This window comes from Enterococcus sp. C74 (genome assembly GCF_040887125.1).
Classification (GTDB): Bacteria; Bacillota; Bacilli; order Lactobacillales; family Enterococcaceae; genus Enterococcus_B; species Enterococcus_B hirae.
The window spans coordinates 1-18,775 of sequence record NZ_JBFOFA010000011.1 but is presented as its reverse complement, the minus strand read 5'-3'; the positions used below and the strand labels follow the sequence as shown (position 1 = coordinate 18,775).

Annotated in this window: 18 protein-coding genes; 13 read left to right on the top strand and 5 right to left on the bottom strand. The window is 38.8% G+C overall.

The annotated features are described in order from the left end of the window. Positions 1–68 precede the first annotated feature (68 nt). The 4 genes from AB3H93_RS12430 to AB3H93_RS12415 all read left to right on the top strand — a co-directional run bounded on the left by AB3H93_RS12430 (position 69) and on the right by AB3H93_RS12415 (position 6,357). Positions 69–1,496, top strand: a complete 1,428-nt coding sequence (locus AB3H93_RS12430; RefSeq protein WP_240274239.1) for a PTS fructose transporter subunit IIC — start codon at positions 69–71, stop codon at positions 1,494–1,496. Next, complete coding sequence (locus tag AB3H93_RS12425; RefSeq protein ID WP_034698965.1) at positions 1,496–2,359, top strand: ketose-bisphosphate aldolase; 864 nt, start codon at positions 1,496–1,498, stop codon at positions 2,357–2,359. The genes AB3H93_RS12430 and AB3H93_RS12425 overlap by 1 nt, the downstream gene beginning before the upstream one ends. Before the next feature lie 270 nt (positions 2,360–2,629). Beyond that, on the top strand, positions 2,630–3,400 hold the full coding sequence (locus AB3H93_RS12420) for a DeoR/GlpR family DNA-binding transcription regulator (RefSeq protein WP_096710034.1): 771 nt from the start codon (positions 2,630–2,632) through the stop codon (positions 3,398–3,400). Positions 3,401–3,606: 206 nt separating this feature from the next. Further along, positions 3,607–6,357, top strand: a complete 2,751-nt coding sequence (locus AB3H93_RS12415) for a discoidin domain-containing protein (RefSeq protein ID WP_368020638.1) — start codon at positions 3,607–3,609, stop codon at positions 6,355–6,357. A gap of 317 nt (positions 6,358–6,674) precedes the next feature. On the opposite strand, the gene AB3H93_RS12410 is transcribed toward AB3H93_RS12415, so the two are convergent. Next, on the bottom strand, positions 6,675–7,862 hold the full coding sequence (locus tag AB3H93_RS12410; RefSeq protein ID WP_368020637.1) for an MFS transporter: 1,188 nt from the start codon (positions 7,860–7,862) through the stop codon (positions 6,675–6,677). A gap of 18 nt (positions 7,863–7,880) precedes the next feature. Beyond that, a complete protein-coding gene (locus AB3H93_RS12405) occupies positions 7,881–8,159 on the bottom strand; it encodes a hypothetical protein (RefSeq protein WP_010718697.1) in 279 nt (92 codons plus the stop codon). A gap of 194 nt (positions 8,160–8,353) precedes the next feature. Here AB3H93_RS12405 and AB3H93_RS12400 point away from each other — a divergent pair, with 194 nt between their 5' ends. Continuing rightward, positions 8,354–9,010: a Crp/Fnr family transcriptional regulator gene (locus tag AB3H93_RS12400; RefSeq protein WP_010738044.1), complete on the top strand. Its 657-nt coding sequence runs from the start codon at positions 8,354–8,356 to the stop codon at positions 9,008–9,010. A 116-nt stretch (positions 9,011–9,126) separates the two neighbouring features. On the opposite strand, the gene AB3H93_RS12395 is transcribed toward AB3H93_RS12400, so the two are convergent. From AB3H93_RS12395 to AB3H93_RS12385, 3 genes are read right to left on the bottom strand one after another with little or no spacing between them, the layout of a single operon-like run. Beyond that, a complete protein-coding gene (locus tag AB3H93_RS12395; protein ID WP_368020636.1) occupies positions 9,127–9,924 on the bottom strand; it encodes a TPM domain-containing protein in 798 nt (265 codons plus the stop codon). Continuing rightward, a complete protein-coding gene (locus AB3H93_RS12390) occupies positions 9,921–11,132 on the bottom strand; it encodes a TFIIB-type zinc ribbon-containing protein (protein ID WP_207426815.1) in 1,212 nt (403 codons plus the stop codon). The genes AB3H93_RS12395 and AB3H93_RS12390 overlap by 4 nt, the downstream gene beginning before the upstream one ends. A gap of 22 nt (positions 11,133–11,154) precedes the next feature. Further along, on the bottom strand, positions 11,155–12,402 hold the full coding sequence (locus AB3H93_RS12385) for an SPFH domain-containing protein (protein WP_368020635.1): 1,248 nt from the start codon (positions 12,400–12,402) through the stop codon (positions 11,155–11,157). Positions 12,403–12,699: 297 nt separating this feature from the next. On the opposite strand from AB3H93_RS12385, the gene dnaX reads away from it, so the two are divergent. The 8 genes from dnaX to AB3H93_RS12345 all read left to right on the top strand — a co-directional run bounded on the left by dnaX (position 12,700) and on the right by AB3H93_RS12345 (position 18,603). After that, positions 12,700–14,448 (top strand): DNA polymerase III subunit gamma/tau, encoded by a 1,749-nt coding sequence (gene dnaX / locus AB3H93_RS12380; RefSeq protein WP_034699015.1) that lies wholly within the window; start codon positions 12,700–12,702, stop codon positions 14,446–14,448. A 24-nt stretch (positions 14,449–14,472) separates the two neighbouring features. Then, positions 14,473–14,784: a YbaB/EbfC family nucleoid-associated protein gene (locus tag AB3H93_RS12375; protein ID WP_010718691.1), complete on the top strand. Its 312-nt coding sequence runs from the start codon at positions 14,473–14,475 to the stop codon at positions 14,782–14,784. 23 nt (positions 14,785–14,807) lie between these two features. Continuing rightward, positions 14,808–15,404, top strand: a complete 597-nt coding sequence (gene recR / locus AB3H93_RS12370) for a recombination mediator RecR (protein ID WP_010718690.1) — start codon at positions 14,808–14,810, stop codon at positions 15,402–15,404. A 63-nt stretch (positions 15,405–15,467) separates the two neighbouring features. Continuing rightward, complete coding sequence (gene tmk, locus AB3H93_RS12365) at positions 15,468–16,112, top strand: dTMP kinase (protein WP_010718689.1); 645 nt, start codon at positions 15,468–15,470, stop codon at positions 16,110–16,112. A 14-nt stretch (positions 16,113–16,126) separates the two neighbouring features. Then, the gene (locus tag AB3H93_RS12360; RefSeq protein ID WP_010718688.1) at positions 16,127–16,456 is read left to right on the top strand and encodes a cyclic-di-AMP receptor; all 330 of its coding nucleotides are present in this window, start codon (positions 16,127–16,129) and stop codon (positions 16,454–16,456) included. Positions 16,457–16,464: 8 nt separating this feature from the next. Beyond that, on the top strand, positions 16,465–17,406 hold the full coding sequence (gene holB, locus AB3H93_RS12355; protein ID WP_010718687.1) for a DNA polymerase III subunit delta': 942 nt from the start codon (positions 16,465–16,467) through the stop codon (positions 17,404–17,406). 35 nt (positions 17,407–17,441) lie between these two features. Next, positions 17,442–18,266 (top strand): stage 0 sporulation family protein, encoded by an 825-nt coding sequence (locus AB3H93_RS12350; RefSeq protein ID WP_010738041.1) that lies wholly within the window; start codon positions 17,442–17,444, stop codon positions 18,264–18,266. Continuing rightward, entirely contained in the window at positions 18,259–18,603 is a 345-nt protein-coding gene (locus AB3H93_RS12345; protein ID WP_010718685.1) for a DNA replication initiation control protein YabA, read from the top strand. The genes AB3H93_RS12350 and AB3H93_RS12345 overlap by 8 nt, the downstream gene beginning before the upstream one ends. The last annotated feature ends 172 nt before the right edge of the window (positions 18,604–18,775 follow it).

Here is an 18,775-nt window from a genome sequence, read left to right as displayed (position 1 = left end):
AATCATCGAATAATGTCACACGCATCAACTGAGACCGTTATTGAATAAGCAGATAGGGGAGAATAACGATGAAAATAATTGGTGTAACCGCATGTCCTACGGGAATTGCGCATACGTATATGTCCGCTGAGAAATTAGAAGGGACTGCTAAAAAACTAGGCCATGATGCAAAGTTTGAAACGCAAGGAATCAAAACGGAAAATAGGTTAACTACAAAAGAGATTGCTGAAGCAGATGCGATTATTCTAGCAGTTGATAAAGAAATTGATATGCAACGTTTTACGGGTAAAAGAATCAAAAAAGTTTCAACGAGTCGAGCAATTAAAGAACCAGAATTAGTAATTGATGAAGCATTAAAAGGGATCAATACGTTAGAAATTGCCCAATCAGTTGAACAAACAAAAGCCACGAAACAAAAAGCCACACTTTATAACCATTTTATGAGTGGTGTGAACTATATGTTACCGTTTGTGATTGCGGGCGGAATTATTATCGCATTAAGTTTTGCTTTTGGGATCACTGCAGCGGATCCTAAATCAGCTGACTATAATGTCCTAGCTGCCGCATTTTCTAGAATTGGCGGAGACACCGCTTTTGCCATGATGGTGCCAGCTTTAGGGGCAGGGATTGCGACCTCTATTGCGGGGAAAGCTGGCTTTGCACCTGGGATCGTGGCAGGGCTACTGGCATCTACTGGTGGTTCTGGATTTCTTGGAGGAATGATCGGGGGGCTGTTAGCAGGGTATGTGACAGATTTTCTGGCAAATAAAATTCCTGTAAAAAAAGGTATCTTAGCGATGTATCAATTGATCGTTGTTCCGCTAGTATCTATCTTGATCATTGGTTTAGCAATGGTTTTTGTTATCGAACAACCCATTTCGTGGTTATTAGAAGTATTAACCAATTGGTTGAATAGTTTAGGTAATACTTCCGGATTAATGTTTGGCTTGATCATCGGCGTGATGATGGCAGCTGATATGGGAGGGCCGATCAATAAATCGATCTCAACTTTTTCCATTGGTTTGATGTCTGCCGGAGTCAATGCACCGATCGCAGCATGTATGGCAGCTGGAATGACCCCACCGTTGGGGATCGCCTTAGCCACACTGTTGTTCAAGAAAAAGTTTACGAAAGAAGAACGGACTTCTGGTCAATCCTGTTGGGTGCTTGGTGCTTCTTATATTACAGAAGGAGCGATTCCCTTCGCAGTTTCAGATCCGATTCGAGTCATTCCGAGCTTGATTCTCGGCTCTGCTACTGCAGCGGGTATCTCAATGGCTGCCGGTGTCACATCCATTGCTCCTCATGGTGGGATTTGGGTCATGCTGATACCTAACGTGATCAATCACCTACCCATGTATTTGCTAGCGATTGGTACTGGGACAGTAGTTACGGCTCTTTCACTTGGATTATTAAAGAAATCAAGCGAAGAACAAGTCGGAAATGAAGAAAAAATAGTGAAGCAAGAAAAAATAATAAATGAGGTGGAAGTATAATGTTATATACAATGAAAGAGTTATTGAAAGTAGCTAAAGACAATCAATTTGCGGTTCCTGCTTTTAATATTTGTAGTTATGATATGTTAAAGGCAATCATGGAAGAAGTAGAACGGTTAAATGCACCAGTGATTTTAGAGATCCATCCCGATGAGATTGCTTACTTGAATGATGAATTTGTTGCTGCTGTTCGAGCTTATGCGCATAAAAGTAAAGTACCTGTAGTGATCCATCTTGACCATGGCGGTAAAGTAAGTGATGTGTTACGGGCTATCCGCAATGGCTATACCTCGGTTATGATTGATGCCTCCTTGCAATCCTTTGACGATAATATAAAGATAACTAAAGAAGTGGTGGCTCTAGCTCACGAGGTAGATGTGTCAGTCGAAGCAGAAATTGGTACGATTGGGAATAATGGGTCAGCAGAAGGTGGGGCAGCTAATATTATTTACACAGATCCTGAACAAGCAAAACAGTTTGTTGAAGAAACGAATATTGATACATTAGCTATCGCTATTGGAACAGCACATGGCTTATATCCTAAAGATAAAACACCAAAACTGAATATCGAGTTATTGAAAGAATTGAATGAGACCATCGATTTGCCGTTTGTTTTGCATGGTGGTTCAGGAAATCCGGATAAAGAAGTAAGCGAAGCAGTTAAATATGGTGTAGCTAAGGTCAACCTTAGTTCGGATCTTAAAAGTGTCTTTTTCGATGCTTTAAGAGAAATCTTAAATGAAAATCCGGAAATGTATGAACCGAATATGATCTACCCTTATGCGAATCAAAAAGTACAGGAAGTAGTGAAACATAAAATGACGATCTTAAACACGATCGATCAAGCCAAGTGTTATAAATAAGACGAATTTCTCACCGTTTATTCGTTTTAGAGATACTAGAAGAGACCGAGACAAGTTTTGACACAGTCTCCAATGAAATCGAAATCGAGTGGTCATGAAAAAATGCTCAGTATTTCTAGGAATAAGCCAATGAATCGCTAATTTTAGTTGTTTCGGCTGATGTCCTATAGCGAAGCATTTTCATTCTAACCACTCGATTCTGTTTTTGGGTGTAGGTGGAGGCATCTTTGTTTATGGTAAAATAAAGCGAAAGAGAAAGGAGTGGGGAAGATGTTAAGTGACGTAGAAGAGCGACAACAAACGATTGTCAATCATTTGAAAATCAACCAATTTGCCAGGATTACTGAATTGATCGATTTAGTGAATTACAGTGAGGCGACAGTGAAACGAGATCTTGTTGTATTAGAACAAAGTGGTCTGATCCGAAGAGTCCGTGGTGGGGCTATGTTAGTAGATAATCAGAAAATCGATGTACCATATATGATGAAAATCACCCATTTAGAGGAAGAAAGTGAAAAACGTTATATTGCGGATATTGCAGCTAATTTGATCAAAGATGATATGGTTTTATTTTTAGACTCTAGTACAACTAGTTTGCATTTAGTTCGAAATTTAGGTCGATTTGAGGGGCTGCAAATCATTACGAATGGGGTCATTACTGCTGCGATGCTAAGTGAATTTACTTCAGCAAAAGTATCGATCGTCGGTGGTAAAATCGTTCAAAAACGAGCAACGATCAACGGAGCAAAAGCGTATAATGATATTTTGACTTATGCTGCTGACCTTGCAATCATCAGCTGTCGAGGATTTGATTTTAATCAAGGCGTGACCGAAACGCATGAAGGAGAAGCGTTAGTAAAAAGAGCGTTTCGTAAACAAGCCAATCAGTTGATGGTGTTAGCTACACAAGATAAATTAGAACAACGCTTCATTCATCAAGCAATTGCTAGTCATGAAATCGATTATTTAGTGACCAGTCAGAAATTAACGAACGAACAATTGAAAAAAATCCATGAACACCACACAGAGTGTTTTTATTAATCAGAAAGACCAATAAAAGTGTATGTTCTCATAAAATTCATTCATTGATAACACCTATAATTTGTATCAAGAAAGCTATAGTTTGTTCATGTACACCCTTTTTGGTAAACGCTATCATAAATTGTGGAAGATAATAATTGAGAAAGGAGTAACGAGTGAACAGTTGCAGCAAGCGATTAGATAAGAACAAATCATAGGAGGTAGCAATGAAGAAGTTAGAAGGTACTTTAGCTGGATTGTTGGTAACGGTGATGATGGGAATTGCTCTGAAAGAACCGGTCGTTTATGCACAAGTAGATGCCACAAATCCCGAGGTAAGGGTTTCGATGGATAATCAACCGGAGTCCTCTTACTGGTTCCCTGATGAATTGCTTAAATGGACGTTTGATCAGGATACAGATGCGAAATACAATGTTAGTGTTGAGCCTTTAGCCACACGAGTGGAGAAATCGCACTTATTAAAATCGAATACTACCCAAAACGAAAAGATGAAGGTTGTCGCACTTTCGATCATGAATAATAGCACTAGTGGAAATGCACCAAGAGGGAGCAATCAGTTTGATGCAAATGTTTTTTCGAATTGGCAATATATTGATCAATTGGTTTATTGGGGAGGCTCAGCTGGCGAAGGTATTATTGTTCCGCCAAGCCCAGATGTTACCGATGCGGCGCACAAAAATGGTGTGCCTGTTTTAGGTACGATCTTTTTTCCGCAAGGGGCCCATGGCGGAAAAATCGAATGGTTGAATACTTTTTTAGAAAAAGATGATCAAGGTCATTTTCCAATCGTGGACAAGATGATCGAAGTCGCCCAAAGATATGGGTTTGATGGATGGTTCATCAATCAAGAGACAGAAACCAATCTAACGAAAAAGCACGCTGATTTAATGAAAGAACTGATTGTGGAATTTAAACAAAAATCAGCTGGAGCGTTAGAGGTTATGTGGTACGATTCCATGACAAGTGATGGGAAAATGGATTGGCAGAATGCGTTGACTGATCAAAACCAAGATTATTTAGTGGATGCTGATTTGAATCCAGTAGCAGATAGCATGTTTTTGAATTTTTGGTGGAATACCTCTAGCTTAGCAGGCCAAGATCTATTGCGTAAATCAAAAGAAAAAGCAGAAAGTTTAGCCATTGATCCCTATGATTTATTTGCGGGAATCGATGTCCAAGAAAAAGGGTACGATACGCCGGTCAGATGGGATTTGTTTACGGATAAGAAGGGAATACCCTATACTTCACTAGGGCTTTACGTCCCAAGTTGGACCTATTCTTCTTCCAATGACCCAATGGACTACCAACAAAAAGAAGAAAAATTCTGGATCAATGAACAAGGGGATCCTACTAAAAGTACACTACCAACCGGCACAAGTTGGCCTGGAATCTCTACTTTTTCGGTTGAACAAACCGCTATTACGCAATGGCCTTTTATCACCAATTTCAATGTTGGAAATGGTTACAGCTATTTTAGCAATGGGCAACAAGTTTCAACAAATGAATGGAATAATCGAAGTCTCCAAGATATCATGCCGACTTACCGCTATATTATCGAAGAAGGAGCTGGCAATAAATTAGCTGGTAGTGTGGACTATACTACTGCTTTTAATGGTGGGAGTTCCTTGGCTTTTAAAGGAAAACTTGCGGAGAAAGTAACAAGTAAGATCAAACTGTATCAAACAAAAGTCAAAGTCGAGAAAAACATGTCATTTACGACGACAGCCAAAGCATCTGATCGAACCACGTTGAAACTAGTATTAGGTTTTGCTGATGGTACATTTGAAACGTTTAATGGCAATAAAAAAATAGGGAATGACTGGACAACGGTTTCTTATCCTTTGAATAAAGCAACTGGAAAAGAAGTAACATCGATTGCCTATGAGGTAACCTCAGCAAAAGCAAGTGAGAATTATGAGTTATTCTTAGGTCAAATTTCTGCGACACCTAAAAAAGTGCTGAGTCCAACAGCGGTCAATGATGTTACGTTCGATGATTTGTCATTTGACGAAGAAGCAATGTTTGCCGGGATCAGATTATCTTGGACTAGTCCACAAGCAGATCGCATCAAACACTATGAAATTTACCGAGTTCTAGACGATGGAACACGTGTCTTTATCGGAGCCACACCTGCTGAGAATTATTTTATCAATGGCTTAGAACGTCAAAATGCAACAGCTACAGCTATCGAAGTTGTGCCAGTTGATATCTATGGCAACAAGGGTGAACCTTCCAGACCAATCAGTTTTGACTGGCCACCTGTCCAGTTACCACGTGCTTCCTTTACTGTCTCAAAAACTTTGGTAGCGCCAGGAGAACCGATCACTTTCACGAACACCTCTTCACGAAATACCCAAAGCTTAAAGTGGACATTCAAAGGTGCTGATGTAGAGTCAAGTACGGAAGAACAGCCTCGTGTCACTTATTCAAAAGAAGGAAGCTACGATGTAGAATTGACAGCGATCAATGAAGCAGGAGAAACGACAACTGAAATGAAAGGGATCGTTACGGTTACCAAGAATGCCCAAGTTGGTCTGAGTTTATTATCTAAAGGTGCCAAAGCAGAAGCCTCTTCATATGTGAATGAATCAGAGGCGCCAAAGTTTGCTGTCGATGGTGATCTTGGAACAAAATGGTGTGCTGTAGGGAGTGCCCCACATACCATCACGATTGACTTAGGAACAGCTAAATTGATCAGTGAAGTGCGCATGGCTCATGCTTCTGCAGGAGGAGAAAGTGTAGGCATGAATACCAAAGCTTATACTATAGAAGTGAGTGCAGACGGAGAAAATTTCCAAGAAGTTTCGCGAACAACTAATAATACGCAAGGTTCAACGCTAAATACCTTTGCAGCAACGACTGCCCGATTTGTGAGAGTCATCATCGATCAACCAACTCAAGGCGCAGATACAGCTGTCCGTCTTTATGAACTAGAAGTTTATGGGTTAGCAGAATAAAAGTTGAGTGATTGTTTCTGAACAAAAAGGAGTTTTGACAGAAGTATCTAATCATGAAAATAAGCCGAAGAGAGGTTGAGACAAAAGTGTTCAGCATCAAGAAATAAGAAGGAATTTCCGAAAATTGCTTCTCAAATTTTTGGTAAATTTCGGCTTATTTCCGAAGATGCTACTTTTGTATCACCGTTTATTCGTTTTTAGAGATACTAGAAGGGACTGAGACAACTTTTGTCTCAGTCCCTCTTCGGCCAATATTTTGCTAGAGGTGAATACTTCAACACCTTTTATTCGTTTCTTGAATCAGTTTCAGATCATCACTAATTCCATTCAAGTTTTGCTGAGTGGCTCTTTTTTTTATTATAAACGATATAGAGAACTGTACAGATCAAAGGAATGATACCAGAAACAATGTATAATCCTCTAAATGACGTATAAGATTTCAATATTCCCATCAAGTAGGGACCAACACCTAGACCTAGATCTAATCCGATGAAGTAAGTTGAAAGAGCGATACTGATACGGTGTTCTTTGACGATTTTCAAACAAACTGCTTGTCCGTTTGACATGAAAGTCCCGTAACCTAAACCAACGAGTGCGCCTGAAATAAGTAAGGTGATGCTGTTCGTTGTCGCACTTAGTAGAAACAAGCCAGCAGTCAAGAACAAATAGCTAGGATACATGACATACTGTTCGCCTTTAGCATCAAAAATACGTCCCGTCAATGGGCGAGTGAAGGTGATAACTAACGCATAGACCACAAAGAAAAAGGAGCCTGCAGCGACTAAATGAATGACTTTCGTATAAGAAGACAAGAAGGACAAAACACTTGAATAAGAAAGCCCCATTAAAAAGGCGATTCCTGTAATGAACAATGCTTTTTTCTCAATGAATCCATGGATACTCCAAGATTGTAGTGAATTTCTTTGAGTATCTGATAAATCAATATTTTTGACTGGGAACATCAGACAGGCAATCGTTACAAGAAAAACTAAAACGATAGAAAACCAAATGATAAAATGAAAATCAGTCAGATTAAGCAAGATCATTCCTAAAAAGGGTCCGATAGCAGCGGCTAAACTAGTACTTAAACCATAATAATTGATCCCTTCTCCTTTTTTTGATTCAGGAATATAGGCAGTGACGATCGCATTGGTTGCTGTCGAAACGGTCCCGTAGCCAAACCCATTTAAAAAACGTACCAGATATAATACGCCGATCGTTGGGGTGAAAAGATAGGCTAAAGTAGAGAGTAAATAAAAAATCGCTCCACCACGCAAAGTAAACTTGCGCCCAAATAATTCAAGTTGTTTACCCATAAATAAACGAGCCAATAGTGTACCTATGATGTAGATACCAGAAGCAAAACCTGCTTGGCTCATACTAGCATGTAAATCATCTTGAGCAATAACGGCAATAATGACCATCAGTAAATAATAAATTAAATAGACAATGAAATTAATAAGAGTGATTCCGATAAAATGTTTATTGAATAATTTTTTTTCCATTTGCTTTGTGTTTACCCCTTAATCTGAATAAGCTTTTAATTTTTGGATTTGTACTTCAACATCGTGGTAATTTGATGGATAGCGATCGACCAATTGACGAATGAACAAGTCTCGAGTCGTCATAAATAATTCTAAAAATTCTTCTAATTCATTCGATGGTTTTTCATCGACTGCTTTGATCAATTCAATCGAATTTTGGTAAGCATCATTTAAGAAAACCAAAGAAGCTTTCATGTCAAATCTTGTTTGATAAGCTGTTTCAAGTCGATTAATAATTGTTTTCATCCAGTAGTTCATATTTTTTTCCTCAATTCTTTCATTTTTTTTTACATTCGCAGTATAACGAAACGAAAAGAAGAAAAAAATCACAGACATAATTTAAAATGGTACTTAACAAATGTTAATATCATTAGTAAAATACCTTTGGGCTTTAAAATACTTAGAAATCTTGTATTATTTTTTTAGATAAATGTTTGGATGGGGGAGCATGATTGGACAGCAGAGTGCTAAAGGAATATTTAGAGAAAAATCAATTTCCAATTGTACGAAAAAGATATCATAAGTATCTAACTTTTGAAGGAGTGGAGGATTGTTACACGTATATTTTAAAAGAAGGCACGGTCAAAGCAAGTGTCATCTCAAATGATGGTCGTGAGTTCAACTTGAGGTATATTAAAGATCTAGAGATTGTTTCACTTTTAAAAGATGAATATTCGCAGTTTATTGATTCGCCGTACAATATTCGGATTGAATCTGAATATGCAGAATTTTATCGAATCAATCGAGTGAAATTTTGGGAACATATCAATGAAGATCCAAAGATGCAACATTATGTAAAAGAGTATTATCGTTATCGTTTACTGTATTCCATGAAAAAAATGCAACAAATGCTTTTAAATGGGAAATTAGGTGCTGTATGTACGCAACTTTACGAGTTATATGATTTATTTGGGGTTCGGACAGAGGAAGGTATGATGATCGATTTTGTGATCACTAATGAAGAAATCGCCAAGTTTTGCGGAATCTCTACCGCTAGTAGTGTGAGTAGGATCTTAAAACAACTGAAAGAAAATGGGATAATCACCGTTAAAGATCATCGGATCATTATCACCAATATGGATTTATTGGAAGACAATATTATCTTTTAAACAGGATCAGTGGAAAATATAAGATGCTTCCTTCATGTAGTTGTATCAGCTTTAGCTGACGACAATGCATGAAGGAAGCATCTTAATTTATGGATGATTGTTCCTATTGTGGTGCTTTAAAAGCTTCGACCACCACCACCGAAAGTCCCGCCACCGCTGGAATGAGTCGTACTTCCGCCACCGCCGCTGCCAGGAGGTGGGCTTTTTGGAATCCTGCGTGTAGTGACAAAGGAGTTGGTTAAGCGATCTGTTTTATCTGTTAATTTTACGTTTGATTTTTCTCTAAATGGGTATTTATAAGTTCCTGATTTCAACTGATACCTCGAAACTGTTACAAAGTAGAATACGAGGCTCAATGCCAGGGCTAAGATGATAGAAATCACTATTTCAGTCGTCGTCAACACTTTATACCGCGTGATTTTACCAGTCTCTTCATCAATTTGATAATGTCCTCCAGGAACTCCAGCTTCTACATATTCTGAAGTTTTAGTCAAATAGGCTTGTGCTGCTGCAAAATAAGCCGAATTCGTCATTTGGTCGTAGACATCATCTAACGTGTCATTGATCCGAGCATCATCAAGATAATCGATCATATTACCAGAAGTTGAAATGTAAATCTCACGTTGCCCCATATCTAACAATAGAACGGACCCATTTTGATCATTACCGATTGCATTTCTTAAGTAATCATCTGCAAACGTTCGAGGTTCTTCTGAGTTGGAAGTCGTCGTTACGATAAAGATTTGTCCTTTGATCTTCTCATTGATAGGCTGGATTTGTTGCTCTAAAGATTGGATCTGCTCTTGCGTGAACAAACCAGCTTCATCGTTCACTGCGGGTGTAGCAGCGTCAACGGAAGAACTCCAAAAGAAACCGAATAGGACTAGAAAGAAAAGTAAAATTCTTTTTTTCATATCAAGTATCCTCCAATCATAAAGAGGATCGCCAATACAGCAAAGATTCCAAAAGCCGTCAAGCCCAGTTTTTTATGACTGATGGGTAAAACACCACTGACTTTACCTGTTTGACCATTCATGGCGTAATAATAGACTTTCTTATTGGCATCACTACTGCGATAAGTGACTAACCATACCGGTAAAAGAACATATTCATTATTCTCACTAGTAATATCTGTCGAAGTCCGAACATTGGTCAATGTGGTATAACCATTTGCGGTGTCACGTAACAATTTCTCGGAGTAATCTTGCAGTTCATCTTGCACTTGTGATTTGATTGCTTCATATTCGATATCTCGTTTTTCTGCTTGAAACCCTGCCAGATACTGACTTTTGAAGTCAATTGCCTTGTTCAAAGGAAACGGTTGGACTGCTTCCACCATTTTTTGTTGGGTATTCTTGGACAATGCATTTTTTACTAGTTCTTTAAAGGAAAGTGAGCCTTCTCGATGAACAGCAAACTGTTTGGTTTCTGTATACTCGATGTCACCCACTCGCCAAATACGAATCACTGTTCCGGTCGCTTGCATAGAGCCGTCAACGGTTGCATCCGTTGTCCAATAAGGAAAATAAACGCCAGTTAGTTTGTCGATTTGGTCTTTGTTGAAAAATTCTTTGGGTACAAACCATTTTTTCTTTGTCCAAGCTAAAAATTTTTCGACCGCCTCTTCTTTTTCGACTGCAAATGGTAAGACTTTATTTGGCAGTAATTTTCCACTTAACCGTCCGGATAAAACAACTGGATTGTGACAATAGTAGCAGTAAGTAGCAGCCGTTGTTGCATCGGTCACGATCTCTGCTCCACAGCTTGGACAAAGAAATAGTTCCATCGTTGCTTCTGTTTCTTCTTCCACTGATTCAGCTGGTGTTGCTTGATCGCTAGGATCAGAAAAACCACCAGCTTCTTCAAACGCTTTTCGTTCTGCTTCATCCATCTGCTCCAACTGTTCATCTGCAGTAAAAGTAAAATCTTTTTCAGAATCTTGTTGGGAGGACGGTTGATCTTCTGAGTGAATCCCTCGGGCTGCTTTTTGTTCTTGTTCGTACTGACTGACTTCTTCCTCAGTGTAAACATTTAAACAATAGTCACAGTGGAATTTTTGATCTTTTGGATCAAACGTGAGAGGACCCCCACAGTTTGGGCATTTATGTGTAAGAACGTCCATTCTATCCACACCTTTCTAAAACTTAGTCGAGTGGGATTCCTTTGAATGGTTTTCCACAATTTGGACAAAACTTAGGGATACCATTTGAAAGATCGACCACTTCGTTACATTTACTACATTTCATTTGTAACTTTGGTTGGACATTTGCAACTGGCTTGGCTGCCCCACAGTTAGAACAGAATTTTCCCGTATTTTCAGTTCCGCAGACTGGACATGTCCAAGTATCATTGCTCCCTTGAGCGGTTTGTTGGTTTTGTTTTTCAGCTTGTTGTTTGATTTGTTCCTGGTTATTTTGTGCTGCTTGTGAAAGGTAAGAACCATTAGCATTCATTCCCATTCCCATGCCCATAAAGCCAGTCATCGCGCCGGCATCATTTTTACCAGCTGCTTCCATCCCACGAGCAATCGAACCTTGAACATAGCCTTCACGGACACTTGGATCTCCCAACATCGCACCTTCATTACGCATATTGATCAATTTCACTGAATCATCTGTGTAAGAAATACTTGCTACTGCGACAGAAACGATTTCCATACCACGTAATTCATTCCAAGATTCATCTAAAACATTGCCCATGTATTTACTTAATTCTAAGCTTTTTGATGGAACATAAGAAATGCGCTGACCATCAGCAGACATTTGGTTGATTGCAGCTTGAAGAGCTGTTAAAAATTCTGCCAGATACTGCTCATTAATATCTGAGATTTCTACTTGCGTTTTGTTTTTAGGAATAGCGTTGGTATAAAACAAAATTGGATCAGTAATATGGATCGAATAAGTACCATGAGCTCGTAAGAACAATTCAGCATTGTAAAAATTGTCAAAATAGTTCAGCGGCGCACTGGTACCAAACTTGATTCCTTTGATTTCTTGAAGATTGATATAAAAGACTTGTTGCTTTTGAGGTGTCACGCCACCGAATTTAAAACGTTCAAAAGTTTCTGCGATCGCACCTTTCAATGAACCATTGAACATGGAAGGAGCAGAGTCATTTTTGATCGTATAGTAGCCTTCTTCGGCAGTATAATCAATGATTTTACCACCATCTACAAGGAGCATCATCATATTCGGATAGACATGGACAACGGTTCCGTCAGTTAGAACATCCTCTGTTCCTTTACGATTGGAGCCACGTTTATCATCTTTACGTACTTTCACACCTTTTGTCATAACTGTTGTATCGCTCATATCCGCTGGTTCGATTACTTCGATCCATTGATCTGCTAATCCACCGCCGATCATGCTTGTTGCTGCTTTGATAAGACCCATAAAAAATTCCTCCCTTTATGAATGTTGATTGTTAAATGAATGACTCTATTATACCATAGGAGCAATGAAAAACTCTCAGACGGAAGATGGATATTAGCTGTTTAGCTGATTTTCTTTCAGTTGCAAAAAGCAAGGAAGATCGAGAAAGCTGTTTGTGAGTATTTATTTGAAAGAATCGGGGAATACACAAGTAACTACAAACGACAAATCATGATTCTTCTCATAACTATAGTAGTTTTTTTTAGCAAAATCACGTATAATAAAAGATAGTGAATTTTTCAAAAAAGGGGGATCTTCATGGCATATCAAGCACTCTATCGTGTCTGGCGTTCACAGCGTTTCGAAGACATCGTCGGGCAAAAAGCGGTGACACAGACGTTGAAAAATGCTATCGTTTCCCATAAAACTTCTCATGCTTATCTATTTACAGGACCACGAGGAACTGGTAAAACGAGTGCAGCTAAAATTTTTGCAAAAGCTATCAACTGTCCGAATAGTCAAGATGGAGAACCTTGTAATCATTGTGAAATGTGTCAGTCGATTACAGCGGGAACACAAGAAGACGTGATTGAAATCGACGCAGCAAGTAATAACGGAGTCGAAGAAATACGTTTTATTCGAGATCGAGCGAACTACGCACCGACAAAAGCAACTTATAAAATCTATATCATAGATGAAGTGCATATGCTTTCTACCGGAGCGTTCAATGCATTGTTGAAAACTTTAGAAGAACCTAAAGAAAATGTTATTTTTATTTTAGCAACAACCGAGCCACATAAGATACCAGCAACGATCATTTCCAGAACACAACGCTTTGATTTCAAACGAATCAATGCAGCAGATATCGTTGAGCATTTGGCATACATTTTAAAGCAATCAGACGTACAATATGAAGAACCAGCACTAGGGGTTATTGCTCGAGCAGCAGAAGGCGGGATGCGTGATGCGCTAAGTATCATGGACCAAGCGATTTCTTTTAGTAATGGGATCGTAACTGTGGATGATGCGATGCAAGTTACCGGTAGTCTAACCAACGAGATGATGGATGAATTTTTAGGCGCTTGTGTGAATAATGAAGTGCCCAAAGCGTTAGAATCATTAACAGATATCTTAGCTGCTGGTAAGGAAGCACGGCGCTTTTTAGAAGATCTTTTACAGTATTGTCGTGACTTACTGATGTACCAACAAGCACCAAACCTCGTAGCAGAACGAACAACTTCACTTCGAGAACCATTTGTCGAACTAGCAAAAGAAGTACCTGCACCTCGACTTTTTCAGATGATCCATATTTTGAGTGAAACACAAAATGAGATTCGTTTTACTAATAGTGCTACGATCTATTTGGAAGTAGCAACCGTCAAGCTAGCTCAAGCTTCTGGTTCAGCTGCTCCTTCAAGTAGTAACCAAGCAAGTGAAGTAGACAGTCAGTTGATCAATCAGCTACAAGCAGAGATCAAAGAGCTGAAAAAAGCGATCAACGAGATCAAAACGAATGGGGGAACCCCTTCAACTACTGCCAAGCAAACACAAGCTCCTGTTCAAAAGAAACAAGCAAGTACGTATCGGATACCAACTGAACGAGTGTATCAGGTTCTAAGAGAAGCGACCAGAAAGCATTTGAATGAAGTCAAAGAAGTCTGGGACGATTTGTTGATGAGTTTGTCTGTGACACAACGAGCGATGCTTAAAGCAAGTGAACCAGTTGCGGCTAGTCCTACTGGGTTAGTCATTGCGTTTGATTACGAGATCGTTTGTCAACGAGCTGCTAACGACGAAGAATTACAGTTGGCGATCCATAATAATTTAAGTCGAATGATCAAAGACTATGCACCAGATTCAGTCTATATCACGAGAGAAAGCTGGCCAACGATCCGCAAAGACTATTTAGTCCAAGCAAAAGACGGGAGTAATGATGATTCTTTTGCTCCGGAAGATTCAGATGAAGAGATCGAACTGATCCCTCAACAAGCACCAAGTGAAGAAACGATCGTCACGAAAGCCGAAGAAATCTTTGGCACAGATGTTGTGACAATCATTGATGATTAAATAAAAAAAGGAGAATGATCAATTATGATGCGCGGAATGGGAAACATGCAAGGGATGATGAAACAAGTCCAAAAAATGCAAAAAGAGATGGTTCAAGCACAAGAACAATTGAACGAAACAGAATTTACTGGTGTAGCAACCAATGAGTTAGTAAAAGTTATTTTTACAGGTGATCGTCGGATGAAAGACATCCAAATCAGTGAAGGTGTCGTGGATCCTGAAGATACAGAAATGTTGCAAGACCTGTTGATGATGGCTGTCAATGATGCTTTGACAAAAATCGATGCAGAATCTGAAAAAACAATGGGAAAATACACTAAGGGGTTACCCTTCTAATTTTTCCTAAAGGGGTAATGAAAATGCAATATCCAGAACCAATTGCTAAATTGATCGATAGTTACATGAGACTGCCAGGGATCGGTCAGAAAACAGCCACAAGATTAGCTTTCTACACGATCGATATGAAAGATGAAATCGTGAATGAATTTGCTAAATCGTTGTTAAGTGTCAAACGAGATCTTCATTTTTGTAGTGTTTGCGGCAACATCACAGAAGAAGACCCATGTGAGATTTGTAAAGATCCTTCAAGAGACCGGGGAGTTATCTTAGTTGTCGAAGAACCAAAAGACGTGATGGCGTTAGAAAAAATGCGGGAATATCGTGGGCTTTATCATGTTCTACATGGGGTTCTTTCTCCAATGGAAGGGACTGGACCTGAAGATATCAACATTTCTTCGTTACTTGAACGCCTACATGATGATCAAGTGAAAGAAGTGATCATTGCAACAAATGCAACCACTGAAGGAGAAGCTACTGCCATGTATCTTTCACGATTGATCAAACCGGCTGGTATCAAAGTCACTCGATTGGCCCACGGCTTATCCGTTGGTTCGGATATCGAATATGCTGATGAAGTGACCCTGTTAAAAGCGGTAGAAGGCAGACGCGAGTTATAAATTTTCTATAAAAAAGAATTTCGGCTACAATAAAGAAGTAACGCAAGAGATGGGGGCAAAAATGTGAACGGACTATTTATTACGATCGAGGGACCAGATGGAGCTGGGAAAACCAGTATTCTAAATGAGTTATTCCCTCTTTTGAAAAAAGTAGCAAAAACAAAGATCATTCAAACAAGAGAACCAGGTGGGATCCCGATTGCCGAAGAGATTCGGGCAGTTATCCTTGATCCTAAAAATGATCGGATGGATGAACGGACAGAAGCTTTGCTATATGCTGCGGCTAGAAGACAGCATTTGGTCGAGAAAGTCCTACCTGCTTTATCAGAAGGAAGCATTGTTTTATGTGATCGATTTGTAGACAGCTCATTGGCTTATCAAGGGGCGGGACGTAGAATTGGTGTTTCTGAGATTGCCCGCTTGAATGAATTTGCTACAGAAGGTACGACACCTGACTTTACCCTTTATCTCGATATTGATTCAGATACTGGATTGCATCGCATTAAAGAGAACCGAAGAGGTCAAATCGATCGATTAGATTCAGAAGGATTGGAATTTCATCAACGAGTACGTCATGCGTATTTAAAAATAGCTGAAGAGAATCCTGAACGTATTTATAAAATTGATGCAAGAAAGAGCTTTGAAGAGGTACTTCAAACAAGTTACAGAGCCATTGTTGAACAATATCCACAATTTTTTGAAAACTAGGAAGGTGACTGTATATGAAAATTATTTTAGCAATTATTCAAGACAAAGACAGTAATCGTTTATCCAATGAATTGATTGATGCCAATATCCGTGCAACAAAATTATCTTCAACTGGTGGCTTTTTGAAAGCTGGCAACAGTACATTTATTGTTGGGATTGAAGACGAACGTGTAGAAGAAGCATTAGAAATCATCAAAAAAACTTGTGAATCAAGAAAACAATTTGTTTCAACACCTGTCACGTTGGATATCTCTATGGACGGTGGAGTTCCTTATCCAGTAGAAGTTGAAGTCGGTGGAGCAACCGTCTTTGTGTTACCAGTTGAAGGATTTCATCAATTTTAGGAGGCGCCATGGATCAAGAATTTACGCTGGATCAAATGCAACCTATCGTGTATCAACAGCTTCAACGAAGTTTTGAGCATGGGCGCCTCGCTCATGCTTATCTTTTTGAAGGCGAAAAAGGAACGGGAAAACACGAAATGGGGATTTGGTTAGCACAACACCTGTTTTGTACGAATCTGCAGGAACAACTTCCTTGTGGAGTATGCAATAATTGTCAACGAATCCAAAACCAAGAACATCCAGACGTTTTAACGATCGTACCAGAAGGGCAAACGATCAAAGTCGATCAAATTAGACGTTTGCAAACCGAATTTAGTCGTAGTGGTTATGAATCTAGGAAGAAAGTCTTCCTTATTCAAGAAGCAGAAAAGATGAATGCAAGTGCAGCAAATAGTTTGCTTAAGTTTTTAGAAGAACCACCAGGCGATTTTCTAGCGATCTTAGAAACAGATTCGATTGGGCGAATCTTACCAACGATTCAATCACGCTGCCAAATCTTGCATTTTCAGGAGCTGGCTAAAGATGCGTTGATTTATAAATTACAACAAGCACAGATTCCTTTAGAAAAAGCGAAACTTTTGACTTTCTTGACGAACAGTTTCACAAAAGCAGTTGAAATATCGCAAAATGAATGGTTTAATGATGCTAAGGATTCGATTCAACAGTGGTTTGTGTATTTGCAAAAAAATGATACACAAGCATTCATTTATGTTCAAAAAAAGTTAATAAAGACTTTTAAAGAAAAATCGCAACAATTTACTGGTTTATCAATCTTAATGTTTTATTATCAAGAAGCTTTACAACAAGCTTTAATAGCAGAAAATCTTAGAAAAGTAACACGTATTAATCAGACGATTGAGCGTATTTTATTAGCGGAACAGAAATTAAGAAGCAATGTCAGCTTCCAAGCAGTAGCGGAACAGTTTGTTTTACAAACAATTACTGGCTGAGACAGCAGGAAAAATGAGGGTCAAGGGGGATGGAAATGGTCGAAGTAGTAGGTGTCCGTTATAAAGAAGCAGGTCCTATCTATTATTTTAAACCTGGTCAATTAACGTATGAATACAACGAGAAAGTAATCGTTGAAACTCAAAAAAACTTACATATTGCAACTGTCGCCATTCCTAAAGCAGAACTTGATCCGGAAGAATTGCCTGAGCAAATCAGTTCAATTTTGCATAAAGCGACACAAGCAGAACTCGAAAAAGAACAAAAAAATAAAGAAGATGCAGAACAAGCCAGGCTGATTGCGAAAGAAAAAGTCAAAAAACATGGGTTAGAAATGAAGATCATTCATGTAGAATATACGTTAGATCGTAGTAAACTCATTTTTTCATTCACAGCAGATGGACGAATTGATTTTCGGGAATTAGTCAAAGACTTAGCTGCCGTGTTTCGCACTAGGATTGAACTTCAACAAATCGGAGTACGAGATGAAGCAAAATTGCTAGGTGGGATTGGTCCATGTGGACGGCCTTTATGCTGTGCTTCTTTTTTAGGAGATTTTGTTCCAGTTTCAATCAAAATGGCAAAAAATCAAAATTTGTCCTTAAACCCGACTAAGATATCTGGGTTGTGTGGACGTTTGATGTGTTGCTTGCAATATGAAAATGAAGAATATGAATTAGCAAAAAAAGCACTTCCAGATTTTGGAACAGTGGTTAACACTCCTGATGGTAAAGGGAAAGTTGTCGGCTTGAACTTACTTAATCGACTAGTAAATGTTCGATTAACAGGTCGGGAAAATCCAATCGAATATGAATGGGATGAATTGAAAAACTTCATCCAGGTAGGTGAGATAAATGGATAAGAGATCATTATATGATGGCTTGAACCAATTAGAATCAGAGCTAAGAAATACATTAACTGAATTGGTGGAAATGAAGCAAGCATTACATGAGATCGTTGAAAAAAATACAACGTTGGAAATGGAAAATCAACGTTTAAGAGAGCATTTACGGGAATTAAATCAAGTACAAACACCAGCAGATAATGTGAAACAAGAACTTTCAAAATCTCGTATGAACTTAGAAAAGATTTATGAAGAAGGCTTTCATGTTTGTTATGATCTCTATGGCTCAAGACGTGAGAATGACGAACCTTGTGCCTTTTGTTTAGAAGTCATCTATCGAGAAAGCGGACGGTAAACAAAGAGATTTGAAACAAGCCTGATATTGCTTATTTTTAGCGATCAATAAACGGCACTCACAGTATCACTTCTACGGAATTAAGTCCGAAAATAAAAAATAAGAAATGCTATTTTTCAATGTTTCGCCCTTAATTCTTAAAGGAGGCCGTGTTGTTCACGACCTCTTATAT